The following is a 14,117-nucleotide window of genomic DNA, read 5'->3' on the forward strand; positions in this document are numbered from 1 at the left end:
GTTATGTTTTATAATTCAAAAAAATGGCTGTCGTTTTCAAAAGCAGTTCCAATAACTACTAAATCGGCGCCAGCTTTGTAGGCATTTTGAATTCCGTGCAAATCTACAATTCCTCCTCCAACAATGATAGGAATTTCGATATTTTGCGCTATTAACTGTATCATTTTCAATGGCACTGCATTCTTGGCCCCGCTCCCGGCTTCTAAATACATCAATTTATTCCCTAGCATTTCTCCAGCCTGCGCAGTTGCCAAAACCAAATCCAGATTTTCACGATTAAGCGGTTTTGTTTTGCTCACACGTGCAACAGCCGTTTCATTGCCGCTTTCTATCAAAATATAACCAGTCGAAATTACTTCTAAATTAGTCTTTTTAAGAATTGGCGCCGCCTGGACCTGATATTCAATCAGATAATCCGGGTTTCTTCCTGACAATAAAGACAAAAACAAAATAGCATCGGCCTGAGCCGAAATTTGCGAGGGATCACCCGGAAATATAACAACGGGCAAGTTTGTATTTTGTTTTAATTGCTCAATTAAATCTTCTAAAATTGTAGCCTGCACAATGCTTCCTCCCACAAAAAGATGTGTTGCAGGTGATTGATTTATTTTATGTAATAAATGATCTAAATTTTTCCATATAATTTTATCCGGATCTAAAAGTATGGCCAGTAATTTTTGACCATTCTTTTTAGCTTCTAAAATCTGCTGGTGTATATTGGCTATTTTTTGTTTCATAACGGCCGTAAAAGTAAAAGTTTTTTAATGCAGAAGAACTATTTTGAATGAATTATATTTGTACAATCGCTTTTGGTAAATAAAGAAATGAATGTATGATTACTTCTGAATTATTAGAAAAATATGGTGCCGTAAAGAAGTCTTTCGATAAAAATGAAATTATTTTTGAAGAAGGAAATTTGCCAACCCATTACTATCAAATTATTTCGGGAGAAGTAAAAATGAGCAATTACAATGATGATGGTCGCGAATTCATTCAGGGAATTTTTTATAAAGAACAATCTTTTGGAGAACCTCCCCTATTTTTGAATCAAAACTATCCGGCAAATGCCATTGCGGTAGATAATTCAGACATTTTTCTTCTTCCCAAAAATAATTTCCTGAAATTACTGGAAGAAAACCCGACCATAAGTCTTAAAATAATCGAAAATTTAGCACAGCGATTGTATTATAAATCGGTTATGGCGGCTGAAATGTCTACTCAGGAGCCAGAACACAGAGTTTTAAAATTAATCGATCACGGAATCGTTTATTTTAATTTTAAGAAAGATGCAAACGGCTACCTCATTAATTTTACCAGACAACAAATTGGAGACTTAACCGGTCTGCGCGTCGAAACCGTAATAAGAACGATAAAATCTTTGGAGAAAAAAGGTCTTTTGAAGATTATAAACAGGAAAGTATACAGATAAAATAATTCTTGTTTTATGATTAAAGTCATAAAATAGAGTTGCATAGTGCATGTACCTTTGTAGTGTAAAAATCTCAATATCATGACACTATATCAAACAACATTCGAAAATTTCAATAAAAATTACATGGGTTCTGCAGCAATGGCTGTAATTGGTCAAAGCTGTTTAGGTGGTGCGGCTGCAATGTACATTCTTTCACACGGAACCTCTATTGGGCAAATGATTCAACTGGCCATTATTGTATTGGCTTGTGTTTTTGCCAACACTTCAATTTTAGCACAAATGAAACATAAAATAGTTTTTAACCTTATTATTTTAAGCGCTATATTAAGTGTTTTACTAATATTTCTGAATAGTTTTGTACTATGAGAAAACAGATAGAAAATAGAACTGATGTCGAATTTTTAGTACATCAATTCTATACTAAAATAAGGGCCGATGAAGAAATCGGCTTTTATTTTAATACTATAATAAAAGATTGGGAGGCACATCTCGAAAAACTGACTGATTTTTGGGAAACCAATTTATTCGCCGTAAAAAAATACAAAGGCAATCCCCATGAAGTGCACAACGAAGTTGATGCCCATTTTGATGGCAAAATTACTTCAAACGAATTCGGAATATGGCTGAATCATTGGTTCCAAACTATCGATGAACATTTTGAAGGAGAAAACGCAGACACGCTTAAAAGACGCGCCCGAAAAATGAGCACTTTTTTGTTTGTGAGTATGTTTGAGCATCGTAAAAAAACAAGTGATAATGTTAACTTTTTTGTCTCTTCCTTTGTTGAGCCTCCTTGTTCGTAGAATGGCAAGATTTATATAATCCTTGGAATTTGAGTTTTCTAAATTGGAATTTGTTCTAAAAACTATTTCTCAAAAGCATAAACCAAAGTAAAATTTTGCTCTGACTTATCTGATTTGATTTCTTCATAATGCACATTAAAATCTTTAATCAAATCATCAAAATGCAGACTAGCCTGGGTTTGCTTTTTATCCAAAGAAAAATCTCCAACCCTAATATGATCTTTAAAACTGATTCCTTTTTCGTTTCTAATTTTAAAAATCGCTTCTTTGGCGCCCCAGATTACGGTAAGTTTCTTGATATATTCCTCTGAGAAGTTCGGATTTAAGTATTCAAATTCGGTGTCGACAAATTTATCTGCAATTTTGAGGATTTTTTCACGCTGTAATTCCATATCGATTCCCACAGTTTCATGACTGATGATAATGGCTGCATAATGGTACGAATGTGTAATCGAAATGTAATTATGACAATCGAAATAAGGTTTTCCGAATTCATCATAATGCAAGTCTTTATCTGTAAAACCCATTTCCTGAATCAACATACGAACGCTCAAAAAAGCACGCTGATGCATCTGGGATTTCATTCCCTCTAGCCTGCGTTGCGTTTTTTCTTTTAAAACTACTTTGCTCAACAACTCCTCAAAAGATTCTGTTATTTCCCAAATTAAAAGTTTGGTCGTTTCGTTACACTGTATGGTTTTAAATAAAGGCATTACTTCTTTTAATTATGAATTATGAGTTTTGAGTTATGAATTATTTCTTTTAAAACTAAACTTGTAATTTAATGTCTTGTCTTTTAGCCCTGATGGGAACGGCATCCTTTTGTGTCCGCCGCGGCGGACACAAAAAATATAGTGGACAGCAGGATTAGCTTCTTATTTCGACTACGCTCAATATGATATTTATACTAATGAACTAATATTCTAAAGATTAAGAAATTAAACATTTCACAAATCTTACAGAAATAGTAAAAATTCCAAAGGTATTCCGTAAATTTGCAAAAATTTTACAATATACAAATATACTATAAATGAGTACTACAACTACGCCTTTTGTGGCTTTCAAAGTAAAAGACATTTCTCTAGCGGCTTGGGGAAGAAAAGAAATTGAACTAGCTGAAGCTGAAATGCCAGGTTTAATGGCACTTCGTGCTGAATATAAAGACGAACAACCTCTTGCAGGTGCTCGTATCGCTGGATGTTTGCACATGACGATTCAAACTGCTGTTTTGATCGAAACTTTAATCGCTCTTGGTGCTGAAGTTACTTGGTCTTCTTGTAATATTTTCTCTACTCAGGATCAGGCTGCTGCTGCTATTGCTGCTGCCGGAATTCAGGTTTATGCATGGAAAGGTCTTGATGAGCAATCATTTGACTGGTGTATTGAGCAAACTTTATTTTTTGGTGAAGACAGAAAACCATTGAACATGATTTTGGATGATGGTGGAGATTTAACAAATATGGTTATTGACCGTTTCCCGGAATTGGTTCCTGGAATCAAAGGTTTATCTGAAGAAACTACAACTGGAGTTCACAGACTTTACGAAAGAGTAAAAGCCGGAACTTTACCAATGCCTGCAATCAATATTAACGATTCTGTTACTAAATCTAAATTTGATAACAAATACGGTTGTAAAGAATCTGCTGTAGATGCTGTACGTCGTGCAACTGACTTAATGTTAGCTGGAAAAAGAGTTATCGTTTGTGGATACGGTGATGTTGGAAAAGGAACTGCTGCTTCTTTCAGAGGTGCGGGATCTATTGTAACAGTTACTGAAATTGACCCAATTTGTGCTTTACAAGCTGCAATGGACGGTTATGAAGTTAAAAAACTAAACACTGTAATTGCTAATGCTGACATCATCATTACAACTACTGGAAATAAAGATATCGTTCTTGGAAGTCATTTCGAGCAAATGAAAGACAAAACTGTTGTTTGTAACATTGGACATTTTGATAACGAAATTGATATGGCCTGGTTAAACAAAAACCACGGTGCATCTAAAATCGAAATCAAACCTCAGGTTGACAAATATACTATTGCTGGAAAAGATATCATCATTTTAGCTGAAGGTCGTTTAGTAAACCTTGGTTGTGCTACAGGTCACCCAAGTTTTGTAATGAGTAACTCATTTACAAACCAAACTTTAGCACAAATCGAATTATGGAAAAACAGTGCTGCTTACAACAATGACGTTTACATGTTACCTAAACATTTAGATGAAAAAGTTGCTGCTTTACACTTAGCTAAATTAGGAGTTGAATTGGAAACTTTACGTGATGATCAGGCTGCTTATATTGGCGTTCCGGTTGAAGGTCCATTCAAACCAGAGTACTACAGATACTAAATAATTTAAGATTATAGATCTTAGATTTATAATTCATATTTCAAACCCGACAGACTTTAAAAATCTGTCGGGTTTTGTTTTTAATCTAAAGTCAGAAATCCATAATCTAAAATAGTTAGGGCGTGCCACCATCCCGGTAAGAGGGCAAAATTACTTTGCGCGTATTCGCCCTCTTATCGGCATGCTGTCGGGCTATCCGGACTACTTCGGTAGCTTCCTTCTATCCCTCACGCAAATGGTAATCAAGAAACAATAAATTATTATTTTTATTTTAATGCATTTTAAAATATAAGTCTATTTTTGAAAACCAAAAACCAAATTATGAGAACCTTACTGATTACATTAAAAATCATAATATTACCACTCTTCGTAAACGCACAAACATTTAATCCGCCTACAAGACAATTTAATCAAAATCTCCTATTTGGGGTTCGAGATGAGAAGCCACCTAAGTTAGTAGAACTACCAACCATGAAACCAATCTCTACTTTAACACAAATAGAAAAGGCACAAGCTAAATTAGAAAGAGAAGAACAAAAACTAATAAAATTAGCAAGAAAAGCTTGGGGTCTAGAAGATGATTTGAAAAAGGAGCAAGGGCTATTAAAAAATCTTGAAAATACCCCCGAAAAGAGCAATAATCCTGAATATCAAAAAAATAAAGAAAATTTAAAAAAGCAAATAGCAAAATCTCAGGATAAAGTAAATAAAGTAAAGGAGGAAGTAGAATTAGAATCAAAAAAAGTTGAAGAATTAGAGAAGGCAATAGAAACAGCTAAATTCACAAGACACGACTAAAACTAAAATAAGATTTCAAACCCGGCAGATTAACATCTGTCGGGTTTTATATTTAAGGAAACTTAGAAATATGAAATTTTATTATCTTAAACAGTAATAAGACATAAAAATTAATCAGATATTTTTGAATAACCTTTAAGTTATACTATACATTTGAATTCCAAAACAAACCTAAACTCAAATTATGAGAACACGCTTTATTATAATGGTATTAATAATGTTACCATTTTTTGCTTCTGCACAATTCAACAACCAAGCCAGAGCCATGCATCAACAAATGAACAATCAGAATCAAAAATGGGCAAGTGAGCGCAGAACATCGGATCAGCAATGGCAAATGAGAAATATGATGTCTCAACACACCAATAAAATTCAGGCTGTAGAAAATAAACTCGCCAAAGAAGAAAAAAACAAAAAGAAACTCGAAGAGAAAGCAGAGAAATTAAATGCTGATTTAAAAATAAATCAAGATGAATTATCGGCTCTTAAAAACAACTCCGAAAACAATAACAATCCTGATCTTCAAAAAAACATCGAAAAATCTGAACAGAAAGTAGCGAAGTCTGAAGAAAAATTAAACAAAGCCAAAACAAAATTAGAAACGAGTTCTAAAAAGGTAGACGATTTCAAAAAACAAGTAGAAACATCTAAGTCAGAAAAAGAAGAACTGGAGAAAAAACAAGAAGAAGAAAAGAAAGCAAAAGAAGAAGAAAAGGAAAAAGAAAAAAAAGAAAAAGCAGAGAAAAAAGAGGTCAAAGATTAACCCTCATTATTAAAACAACATACTGAACCTTTGCTAAACTGAATTTATTTCAGTTTAGAAAGGTTTTTCTTTTTCAAAAGCTTGCCTTATATTTACTAGAAATACTTTTCATGAAGCGCCTTATTCTTTTAGTTCTTTTTGTAAACTGCCCGTTATTGGCACAAAAAAATGATACCTGGTTTTCATTTTGGGATAAAGACACTACACATATTGGTTTTAAAGATAAAAACGGTAATATCAAAATAGAACCTAAATTTATGGGGATGACTATTGCTAATAGATTCCAAAACATAATTGCTGTAACCGAAGAAGAAAAAGACAGTTGGAAAAGCTATTATTTAATCAAAAATGGAAATATAGTTGGCCGCGACAGCTTATATATTTTTGACAATGGTCCAGATTGTGAAAATGAAGGTTTTATTCGTTTTAGAGATCCTAAAACAGATAAAATGGGTTTCTTTAATTGTAACGGAGAAATTATAATTCCGACTGAATATAGCGATTTAACAAGAGTTCGAAACGGAATGATTATAGCTTTAAAAGATGCCACCAAAAAACAAGATGGTGAACATTTTTTTTGGAGTGGAGGAAAAAAATTTCTACTAGATATCAACAACAAAATTCTTATAGAAAATTTTAGTTACAATGATGAATTAAATTTTTATTCGTTACAAAAATCAAAAGAAAAAAATCAAAATCCTTTAAGAGATAATTTCATTGGCGTCGACGGGCACTATTATTCGTTCATTAATTTTGACAAAGAATTTAAAGCGTGGCTTAAAAATGATTTCCTTACTGATGTATCAAAAGAAAATTTACTCAGACATTCTTACGATAAAATTACATATTGGAAAACAAAAGAAGATAGCAATTGGATCAGTAGACCTAAAGCTGAATTTATAAAACAAAACTACAAACACTTAAAATCCAAATTATTAGAACTAAAAATGGCTAATTCTAAATATGATATCGCTTCCGGAAGTTTAAATCAATTTATCTATGTAGCCGATGAATATGATCAATATTTTGATAATTGTCGTCAAGCCAAAGACTGGATTAATCCTGTAAAAATCATTATTATTTCTCCTCAAAATAAAAATGATTCCGAACAAGATCATTTTGAGTTTTTAAGAACCGAAAATGGATATAAACTAATAAGTGTTTCATTCAGAAAAGAAGAATTAAAATGAAATTATAGCTGAATTTGTTTTAAGTTTCAGATTGTCGCTGAACTTGAAACCTGAAACAAAACTAAAACTTCGCAAGTTTCGGATTTTATACCCGCAAAAACCGTTCGATATTTGCATTATAAAATTGAAAGAAATGAACACACAGGAAAACATCAATTATAATCGGATTGCAGATGCGATCGATTATATCAAAGCAAATTTTAAAGCGCAACCCAATCTTGATGAAGTTGCCGAAAAAGTGCATTTAAGTCCGTTTCATTTTCAGCGTTTGTTTACCGAATGGGCCGGCACAAGTCCGAAGAAGTTTTTGCAATATATCAGTGTCGAACACGCTAAAAAAATTCTGAAAGAAGACAATCAGGCAACTTTATTTGATGCTGCTTTTGATACCGGACTTTCCGGAACGAGCCGTCTGCATGATTTATTCGTCAACATTGAAGGAATGACGCCAGCCGAATATAAAAATGGCGGAAAGAATTTAGAAATAAATTTCAGTTTTGCCGAAAGTCCGTTTGGGAATATCATTGTGGCTTCGACTCAAAAAGGCATTTGCTTTATGGCTTTCGCCGAAAATGAAGAAATTGGCTTTGCAGATTTAAAAAGTAAATTTCAAAATGCCACATTCTCCCGAAAACTGGATTTAATACAACAAAATGCCTTGTTTATTTTCCAAAACGACTGGAGTAAATTATCTGAAATAAAACTGCATTTAAAAGGAACCGATTTCCAATTGAAGGTTTGGGAAACGTTGCTTAAAATTCCGATGGGACAATTGTCAACTTACGGCTCCATTGCGCATCAAATCGAAAAACCAAATGCTTCCCGAGCTGTCGGAACGGCTATTGGAAGCAATCCGGTAGCTTTTTTAATTCCGTGTCATCGTGTTATTCAATCCACAGGAACCTTTGGCGGCTATATGTGGGGAAACACTCGTAAAACGGCTATAATTGGCTGGGAAGGCGCGCAATCTGACTCAGAAATTTAAAAATTACAGAACTAAGATGCACGGCAGTGCGCCTCTACAAAAAAAAATTCCATGCAAAATATACAATCAAAAATTGCTTCTCAAAATTGGGAAAGCATCACCGAATCTATGCAAGAAAATGGATTTGCAGTCATTCCAAATTTGCTTAATAACGAACAATGTGAAGATTTAAAATTCGATTATGATAATCCAAATTTATATCGAAAAACAGTTGTTATGGAACGGTATCGATTTGGTTTGGGAGAATATAAATACTTTAATTATCCGCTTCCGAATTTGATTCAAAACATTCGTTCAGCCATTTATCCAAAGCTGGCTCCAATTGCAAATGCCTGGATGAAAGTATTAAACATCAATACAATTTTTCCGGAAACACATGAAAAATTACTCGAACAATGTCACGCTAATAATCAACTAAAAGCAACTGTCTTAATTTTAAAATATGGTAAAAGTGGTTTTAATACTTTGCATCAGGATTTATACGGCGATATTTATTTTCCTATTCAAATCGTAATCTTCCTAAACGAACCCGATGAAGATTTTACTGGCGGAGAATTTGTCTTAACGCAACAAACACCGAGAGCACAATCGAAAGCGATTGTTTTGAAACCTAAAAAAGGAGATGTTTTAGTTTTTACGACGAATTTCAGACCAATAAAAGGCACAAAAGGCTATTATCGTGTGAATATGAAACATGGCGTGAGCGAGATTCATTCAGGAGAACGACATACGTTAGGGATTATTTTTCATGATGCACTCTCGTAATAAATTTAATCTCGTAAGTCGCAGAGTCGCAAATTTTTTATTTCACGCAGATTTTAAAAAGATTTAAGCAGATGTGCGCAGTTTGTTATTTGCAACTATTTTTTAATTAAATCTGCTTTAATCTGCGTGAAAAATTAATTTAAATCCTTAATCTGTGGCAAAAAATCAATCGTTGCGTAGACGCACTGCTGTGCGTCTTTACGTGTAAAATATGGCAGAAAAACAAAAAAATATTATGATAGAACATTCTAAAATTCTTGATTCTGATCTTCGAAATAAAATTAAAAATGCGGAAATTTGCTTCGGTGGAAACCGAAAACTAAAAATATACGGAACATTAAAATGCAGTTCGGGAAAAAGAATGAAACGTGAAAATCGGGTTTTCTTTTTATCCCAAAATGAGGCCAGACAAAATGGTTTCAGACCTTGCGGGCATTGCATGAAAACCGAATACCAAAACTGGAAAAATGGACTTATTTAATCCCCATACAAACGAAACGACCAATTTGCTTCCGAAAGATGGAACCGTGAATTATTACGGAAAATTATTTTCTCGTGAAGATTCAAACCATTATTTAGAAGTGCTTTTGAATACTATCGAATGGAAAAATGACGAAGCCATAATCTTCGGGAAATTAATTTTAACCAAACGAAAAGTAGCCTGGTACGGCGATTCTGGTTTTGAATATACGTATTCGAATACCACCAAAAAAGCACTTCCGTGGACAAAGGAACTTTTAGAATTAAAAGCGATTATAGAAGAAAAAACAGGAGAAACTTTCAACTCCTGTTTGCTTAATTTATATCATTCCGGAGAGGAAGGAATGGCGTGGCATAGTGATGCCGAAAAAGATTTAAAGAAAAATGGTGCAATTGGTTCGGTTAGTTTTGGGGCGGAACGCAAGTTTGGATTCAAACATAAAGAAACCAAAGAAGTTGTTTCATTAATTTTGGAACATGGTAGTTTATTAGTGATGAAAGATGAAACACAAACGCATTGGTTACATCGTTTACCACCGACCAAAACGACCTCAAAACCCAGAGTGAATTTGACTTTTAGAACTATTGTCAGATAGAAAATTATTTCTTTTTTGAAATTACATTTTCATAAGATCGGATCAGGGCGTCTTCAAACATTTCGGGTCTTACTTTTGAAAGTTCGACAATTGTCCAGCCTTGTTTTCCCCATTTATTTGGAATTGGATAAAAAATCATTTCGCTTGAAGCACAAAAAACAGATTGATCGATTTCATTTAATTTTAAAACTGCCCGATTATTTTTTTCATCAAAAGTGGCGAAGATTTTCTTGTTGACACGAAAAGAAGTTTTCTCGAAATGAGGCTCTTCTGTTGCATTCGGAAATGACAGGGCTAATTTTCTAAATGTTTCGATGGAGACCATAATCCCTAATTTTAAATTAATCCTAATTTTTTACCAGCCTTGATTCAGTCCATTTTTAAGGACTTCTTCGTATTTATCTTTATCAAAAATATACAAATTTGGGGCTTTGTGTGCGACGTTACTTTTCTTTTCGTCGAGTTTTGTCAGGATTCCGATGTTGGTTATTTTTCGGAGAAAATTTCTTCTGTCCAGTTTTTTATCCAATATCGTTTCATACAATTTTTGAAGTTCCGGAATGGTGAATTTCTCTGGGAGTAAATTATATCCAACTGGCATTAAATTTAATTCTAATCTTAAAGTACCTAAAGCTTTATCGAGAATTTCTTTGTGATCTAAAATAAGTTCGGGAACTTCTTTGTGATCAATCCATTCAATCACTTCGTCTCTATTGGCTGGCTTCGGAATGGTTTTTAAGAAATCAACCAATGCATAATAACCAATCGTCACAAAACGTCGCATGAGCCATTTCCCTTTTTCTTCTTCAATTTGTAAATACTCCAACACCTTTTTATCAAAGTGCTGATCGTTTCGTTTCACTTTTCCGAAGGTGGCAAATTGCCTTAAAAAAATACCCTCTACACCTGTTCTTTCATTTAAAACGGTTACCGCTGCCACATCAATATCCTGATCTACCGGAATAAATCCGCCAGGCAAAGACCACGTTTCACGATGCGGAATTTTAATCAAAAGAACCTTAAGCTGATTGTCATGAAATCCAAAAATCACACAGTCGATCGACAGTCCGGGTTGGTAATTTTGATTATTTTCTATAATGTCTTTTAACATTCAATGTCAATTAAATACAATTTTTTGCTACGAATAACTCTGCAATTTAATTCATTTTACAGAACCAAACCATTTTTCGGAATCCAAAATAATAAATCAATAAAAAACCGGTGCTTAATAAAGAAGTGTTGGGATTACAATTTTAACTTAAAATTAAAATCAAATTTAAAAAAAATAAGTACATTGCGTCATAATAACACATTAATTAAAACATTTGTTATTATTGAAACCAAAAAGTAAGAATATTTTTATTTTTTTTAGTTTCATCACAAATAAGAAAGTCAATGCAAGAGATATGAATACCAATCCGTTAAAAAATATAAATCAAAAAATCAGAACCAAAATCTGGACTTCTTTCGGATTTGTTTCTAAAACTTATCTTTTAGAAGAATCAATTAAATACAGTCAACAGCAGGAAAAAATTTTCAACCAAATGATTGTTGAAAATGATGCAAAAGATAAAAAAGCAAAACGCGAAGCTTTTGATAAAGCGTTATACGCAACTTATAAAGGAATTGGCGCTATGGATTTTATAAATACAGTTTTGAAATAATTCAAAACCTTTATAAAATCCATAACGCCAATTTTTAATTGACATTCTATATTATTGTACTAACTCAAAATCTGATTTTAGTTTAATATCTGCTGATGAAGCTCCAATCATTACTTCGAAATCTCCTGGTTCAGCAACCCATTCTAATTTATTATTGTAAAAAGAAAGTTTCTCTTTGTCAATTGTAAATTCAATTATTTTAGATTCTCCTGCATTCAATTTTACTTTTTGAAAATCTCTCAATTCTAAAACTGGTCTAACAACAGATCCGAATTTATCTTTCAAATACAATTGCACAACTTCTTCTCCGGTAACTTTGCCAACATTTGATAATTGAAAAGAAACTTTAATTGTTTCGTTACTTTTAATTTTTGCTGAGGATAATTTCAAATCAGTATAATTGAATTTAGTATAACTCAAGCCATATCCAAAAGGAAATTTAGGAGAGTTTTTCAAATCGATATAAGCTGAAACATAATTTTTTGAATCCTCATCTTTAGCTGGTCTTCCTGTGCTGAAATGATTATAATAAATTGGCACCTGCCCCACTTCTCTTGGAAAAGTCATAGGCAATTTTCCAGACGGATTGTAATCTCCAAATAAAACATTAGCAATTGCGGTTCCTGCTTCAGTTCCTAACCACCACGTATAAACGATTGCCGGCACATTATCTGCAGTCCAGTTAAAAATAAGTGGTCTTCCTGCATTTACCAAAACCACAACCGGTTTTCCTGTCGCCTGAATTGCTTTTACTAAATCTTCCTGAACACCTGGTAAATGAAGATCGCTTCGACTTTTTGCCTCACCACTCATGTCGCGTCTTTCACCAATACTCAAAATAACAACATCAGCTTGTTGTGCAGTGGCTACAGCTTCGGCAAAACCATCTTTGTTATCTCCGTCAACTTCACAACCTTTTGCATACAATAATTTAGTATTTTTACCCACTTTATTTTGTAAACCATCCCATTGCGAAACAACCCATTTATCATAATTTACCTCTGGCAATTCAACTGACCAAAATCCCATATTGGCTTTGTATTCTTTTACCATTGGACCAATAAAAGCGATTGTTTTTACACTTTTAGAAAGTGGTAAAGTTTGGTTTTCATTCTTTAACAAAACAATACTTTTTTCAGCTACTTCAAGTGCAGCTTTTCTGTTTTCAGGATTACTTAGTGCTTTTTCAGCTCTTTTATCATCTGAATATCGGTAAGGATCATCAAATAAACCTAATTCATATTTTTTACGTAAAATACGTTTCACAGCGTCGTCGATTAAATCGATAGAAACTCTACCTTCTTTAACCAATTCGGCCAAATTATATCGGTAAGCATTGCTTTCCATATCCATGTCGCTTCCTGCAGTAATTGCTGAATAGGCAGCTTCTTTAAGATTTTTTGAATAACCGTGTGCGACCATTTCTCCAATTGAACCCCAGTCAGAAACTACGAATCCCTGAAAGTTCCATTTTCCTTTTAAAATATCGCGTTGTAAATGTGCATTTCCAGTTGCCGGAATTCCGTTTAGATCATTAAATGAATTCATAAACGTTGCTGCACCCGCATCTAAAGCTGCTTTAAATGGAGGTAAATAGGTTTCAAGCAACATTCTTTCACTCATATCAACAGAGTTGTAATCTCTTCCACCGACACCTGCACCGTAAGCCGCAAAGTGTTTTACACAGGCCATAACCGAGTTTAAATCGCCCAATTTATTTCCCTGAAAACCTTTTACTCTTGCATAAGCAATTTTAGAACCCAGATAAGTGTCTTCTCCGGCACCTTCCATCACTCTTCCCCATCTTGGGTCACGTCCAATATCTACCATTGGAGCAAATGTCCAGTGAATACCGCTTGCCGAAGCTTCTGTAGCAGCAACTCTTGCAGCCAATTCAATTGCTTGTAAATCCCAACTTGCAGCCTCTGCTAACGGAATTGGGAATGTTGTTTTATAACCGTGAATAACATCTTGTCCAAACAACAATGGGATTTTAAGACGTGATTGCATCGCTAATTCCTGATATTGCCTGGTATATTTTGTTCCGATGATATTTAACATCGAACCTACTAAACCTGCTTTAATTTCGGCCTGTTTATTTGGATTTATGGTGATTGGCCCTGTTGCTGAATTATCTCCGGTATACTGATTAAGCTGACCTATTTTTTCTTCAATAGTCATTTTTTTCAGCAAGGCATTTACTTTCTGATCGATTGTTTCCTGTTGTGCGGCCGCAAAAAACGAGACCATCAACAAGGCAAATGTGGTTAATTTCTTCATGAATTTAATTTTGA

At 33.7% G+C, this 14,117-nt stretch carries 17 protein-coding genes; 12 read left to right on the forward strand and 5 right to left on the reverse strand.

Features of this window, described 5'->3' with window-relative positions; all coding sequences use genetic code 11:
- Positions 1–8: 8 nt before the first annotated feature.
- A complete protein-coding gene (locus tag AC6CH4_RS02225) occupies positions 9–737 on the reverse strand; it encodes a phosphoglycerol geranylgeranyltransferase (protein ID WP_498099775.1) in 729 nt (242 codons plus the stop codon).
- Between the two features lie 95 nt (positions 738–832).
- On the opposite strand from AC6CH4_RS02225, the gene AC6CH4_RS02230 reads away from it, so the two are divergent.
- The 3 genes from AC6CH4_RS02230 to AC6CH4_RS02240 all read left to right on the forward strand — a co-directional run bounded on the left by AC6CH4_RS02230 (position 833) and on the right by AC6CH4_RS02240 (position 2,235).
- Positions 833–1,429 carry a Crp/Fnr family transcriptional regulator gene (locus AC6CH4_RS02230; RefSeq protein ID WP_498099777.1) on the forward strand — a complete coding sequence of 199 codons (597 nt, stop codon included), beginning with the start codon at positions 833–835 and terminating at the stop codon, positions 1,427–1,429.
- Positions 1,430–1,510: 81 nt separating this feature from the next.
- The gene (locus AC6CH4_RS02235) at positions 1,511–1,798 is read left to right on the forward strand and encodes a hypothetical protein (protein WP_498099779.1); all 288 of its coding nucleotides are present in this window, start codon (positions 1,511–1,513) and stop codon (positions 1,796–1,798) included.
- Entirely contained in the window at positions 1,795–2,235 is a 441-nt protein-coding gene (locus AC6CH4_RS02240) for a group III truncated hemoglobin (RefSeq protein WP_498099781.1), read from the forward strand. Before AC6CH4_RS02235 ends, AC6CH4_RS02240 begins: the two co-directional genes overlap by 4 nt.
- 62 nt (positions 2,236–2,297) lie before the next feature.
- On the opposite strand, the gene AC6CH4_RS02245 is transcribed toward AC6CH4_RS02240, so the two are convergent.
- Positions 2,298–2,948 carry a 4'-phosphopantetheinyl transferase family protein gene (locus tag AC6CH4_RS02245; protein WP_498099783.1) on the reverse strand — a complete coding sequence of 217 codons (651 nt, stop codon included), beginning with the start codon at positions 2,946–2,948 and terminating at the stop codon, positions 2,298–2,300.
- Between the two features lie 317 nt (positions 2,949–3,265).
- Between AC6CH4_RS02245 and ahcY the strand changes: the two genes are divergently transcribed.
- From ahcY to AC6CH4_RS02285, 8 genes are all read left to right on the forward strand, one after another.
- The gene (ahcY, locus tag AC6CH4_RS02250; RefSeq protein ID WP_041516432.1) at positions 3,266–4,582 is read left to right on the forward strand and encodes an adenosylhomocysteinase; all 1,317 of its coding nucleotides are present in this window, start codon (positions 3,266–3,268) and stop codon (positions 4,580–4,582) included.
- A gap of 321 nt (positions 4,583–4,903) precedes the next feature.
- Positions 4,904–5,380: a hypothetical protein gene (locus tag AC6CH4_RS02255; protein ID WP_498099785.1), complete on the forward strand. Its 477-nt coding sequence runs from the start codon at positions 4,904–4,906 to the stop codon at positions 5,378–5,380.
- Positions 5,381–5,564: 184 nt separating this feature from the next.
- Entirely contained in the window at positions 5,565–6,143 is a 579-nt protein-coding gene (locus tag AC6CH4_RS02260) for a hypothetical protein (RefSeq protein ID WP_498099787.1), read from the forward strand.
- 110 nt (positions 6,144–6,253) lie between these two features.
- Positions 6,254–7,333 carry a WG repeat-containing protein gene (locus AC6CH4_RS02265; protein WP_498099789.1) on the forward strand — a complete coding sequence of 360 codons (1,080 nt, stop codon included), beginning with the start codon at positions 6,254–6,256 and terminating at the stop codon, positions 7,331–7,333.
- A gap of 133 nt (positions 7,334–7,466) precedes the next feature.
- Positions 7,467–8,318 carry a methylated-DNA--[protein]-cysteine S-methyltransferase gene (locus AC6CH4_RS02270; protein WP_498099791.1) on the forward strand — a complete coding sequence of 284 codons (852 nt, stop codon included), beginning with the start codon at positions 7,467–7,469 and terminating at the stop codon, positions 8,316–8,318.
- 51 nt (positions 8,319–8,369) lie between these two features.
- On the forward strand, positions 8,370–9,083 hold the full coding sequence (locus AC6CH4_RS02275; RefSeq protein ID WP_498099793.1) for a 2OG-Fe(II) oxygenase: 714 nt from the start codon (positions 8,370–8,372) through the stop codon (positions 9,081–9,083).
- A 235-nt stretch (positions 9,084–9,318) separates the two neighbouring features.
- Positions 9,319–9,564, forward strand: a complete 246-nt coding sequence (locus AC6CH4_RS02280) for an Ada metal-binding domain-containing protein (RefSeq protein WP_498100603.1) — start codon at positions 9,319–9,321, stop codon at positions 9,562–9,564.
- Positions 9,551–10,159, forward strand: a complete 609-nt coding sequence (locus AC6CH4_RS02285) for an alpha-ketoglutarate-dependent dioxygenase AlkB family protein (protein WP_498099795.1) — start codon at positions 9,551–9,553, stop codon at positions 10,157–10,159. The genes AC6CH4_RS02280 and AC6CH4_RS02285 overlap by 14 nt, the downstream gene beginning before the upstream one ends.
- Positions 10,160–10,163: 4 nt before the next feature.
- Here AC6CH4_RS02285 and AC6CH4_RS02290 read toward each other — a convergent pair whose 3' ends face one another.
- Entirely contained in the window at positions 10,164–10,484 is a 321-nt protein-coding gene (locus AC6CH4_RS02290; RefSeq protein WP_498099797.1) for an MmcQ/YjbR family DNA-binding protein, read from the reverse strand.
- Positions 10,485–10,514: 30 nt separating this feature from the next.
- Positions 10,515–11,270 carry an NUDIX hydrolase gene (locus AC6CH4_RS02295; protein WP_498099799.1) on the reverse strand — a complete coding sequence of 252 codons (756 nt, stop codon included), beginning with the start codon at positions 11,268–11,270 and terminating at the stop codon, positions 10,515–10,517.
- Between the two features lie 223 nt (positions 11,271–11,493).
- On the opposite strand from AC6CH4_RS02295, the gene AC6CH4_RS02300 reads away from it, so the two are divergent.
- Complete coding sequence (locus AC6CH4_RS02300; RefSeq protein ID WP_498099801.1) at positions 11,494–11,823, forward strand: hypothetical protein; 330 nt, start codon at positions 11,494–11,496, stop codon at positions 11,821–11,823.
- Positions 11,824–11,874: 51 nt separating this feature from the next.
- Here the strand turns inward: AC6CH4_RS02300 and AC6CH4_RS02305 are convergent, their stop codons facing one another.
- Complete coding sequence (locus tag AC6CH4_RS02305; RefSeq protein WP_498099803.1) at positions 11,875–14,103, reverse strand: glycoside hydrolase family 3 N-terminal domain-containing protein; 2,229 nt, start codon at positions 14,101–14,103, stop codon at positions 11,875–11,877.
- Positions 14,104–14,117: the final 14 nt, after the last annotated feature.

The sequence above is a fragment of the Flavobacterium sp. GQ95 genome, assembly GCF_059758655.1.

Excerpts from the sequence above, each read along its gene's own strand:
- AC6CH4_RS02260 (WP_498099787.1), top strand. The coding sequence starts at position 5,565 with ATGAGAACACGCTTTATTATAATGGTATTAATAATGTTACCATTTTTT.
- AC6CH4_RS02255 (WP_498099785.1), top strand. The coding sequence starts at position 4,904 with ATGAGAACCTTACTGATTACATTAAAAATCATAATATTACCACTCTTC.
- AC6CH4_RS02280 (WP_498100603.1), top strand. The coding sequence starts at position 9,319 with ATGATAGAACATTCTAAAATTCTTGATTCTGATCTTCGAAATAAAATT.
- AC6CH4_RS02275 (WP_498099793.1), top strand. The coding sequence starts at position 8,370 with ATGCAAAATATACAATCAAAAATTGCTTCTCAAAATTGGGAAAGCATC.
- AC6CH4_RS02265 (WP_498099789.1), top strand. The coding sequence starts at position 6,254 with ATGAAGCGCCTTATTCTTTTAGTTCTTTTTGTAAACTGCCCGTTATTG.
- AC6CH4_RS02290 (WP_498099797.1), bottom strand. The coding sequence starts at position 10,484 with ATGGTCTCCATCGAAACATTTAGAAAATTAGCCCTGTCATTTCCGAAT.
- ahcY (WP_041516432.1), top strand. The coding sequence starts at position 3,266 with ATGAGTACTACAACTACGCCTTTTGTGGCTTTCAAAGTAAAAGACATT.
- AC6CH4_RS02295 (WP_498099799.1), bottom strand. The coding sequence starts at position 11,270 with ATGTTAAAAGACATTATAGAAAATAATCAAAATTACCAACCCGGACTG.
- AC6CH4_RS02285 (WP_498099795.1), top strand. The coding sequence starts at position 9,551 with ATGGACTTATTTAATCCCCATACAAACGAAACGACCAATTTGCTTCCG.
- AC6CH4_RS02240 (WP_498099781.1), top strand. The coding sequence starts at position 1,795 with ATGAGAAAACAGATAGAAAATAGAACTGATGTCGAATTTTTAGTACAT.
- AC6CH4_RS02225 (WP_498099775.1), bottom strand. The coding sequence starts at position 737 with ATGAAACAAAAAATAGCCAATATACACCAGCAGATTTTAGAAGCTAAA.
- AC6CH4_RS02270 (WP_498099791.1), top strand. The coding sequence starts at position 7,467 with ATGAACACACAGGAAAACATCAATTATAATCGGATTGCAGATGCGATC.
- AC6CH4_RS02305 (WP_498099803.1), bottom strand. The coding sequence starts at position 14,103 with ATGAAGAAATTAACCACATTTGCCTTGTTGATGGTCTCGTTTTTTGCG.
- AC6CH4_RS02235 (WP_498099779.1), top strand. The coding sequence starts at position 1,511 with ATGACACTATATCAAACAACATTCGAAAATTTCAATAAAAATTACATG.
- AC6CH4_RS02245 (WP_498099783.1), bottom strand. The coding sequence starts at position 2,948 with ATGCCTTTATTTAAAACCATACAGTGTAACGAAACGACCAAACTTTTA.
- AC6CH4_RS02230 (WP_498099777.1), top strand. The coding sequence starts at position 833 with ATGATTACTTCTGAATTATTAGAAAAATATGGTGCCGTAAAGAAGTCT.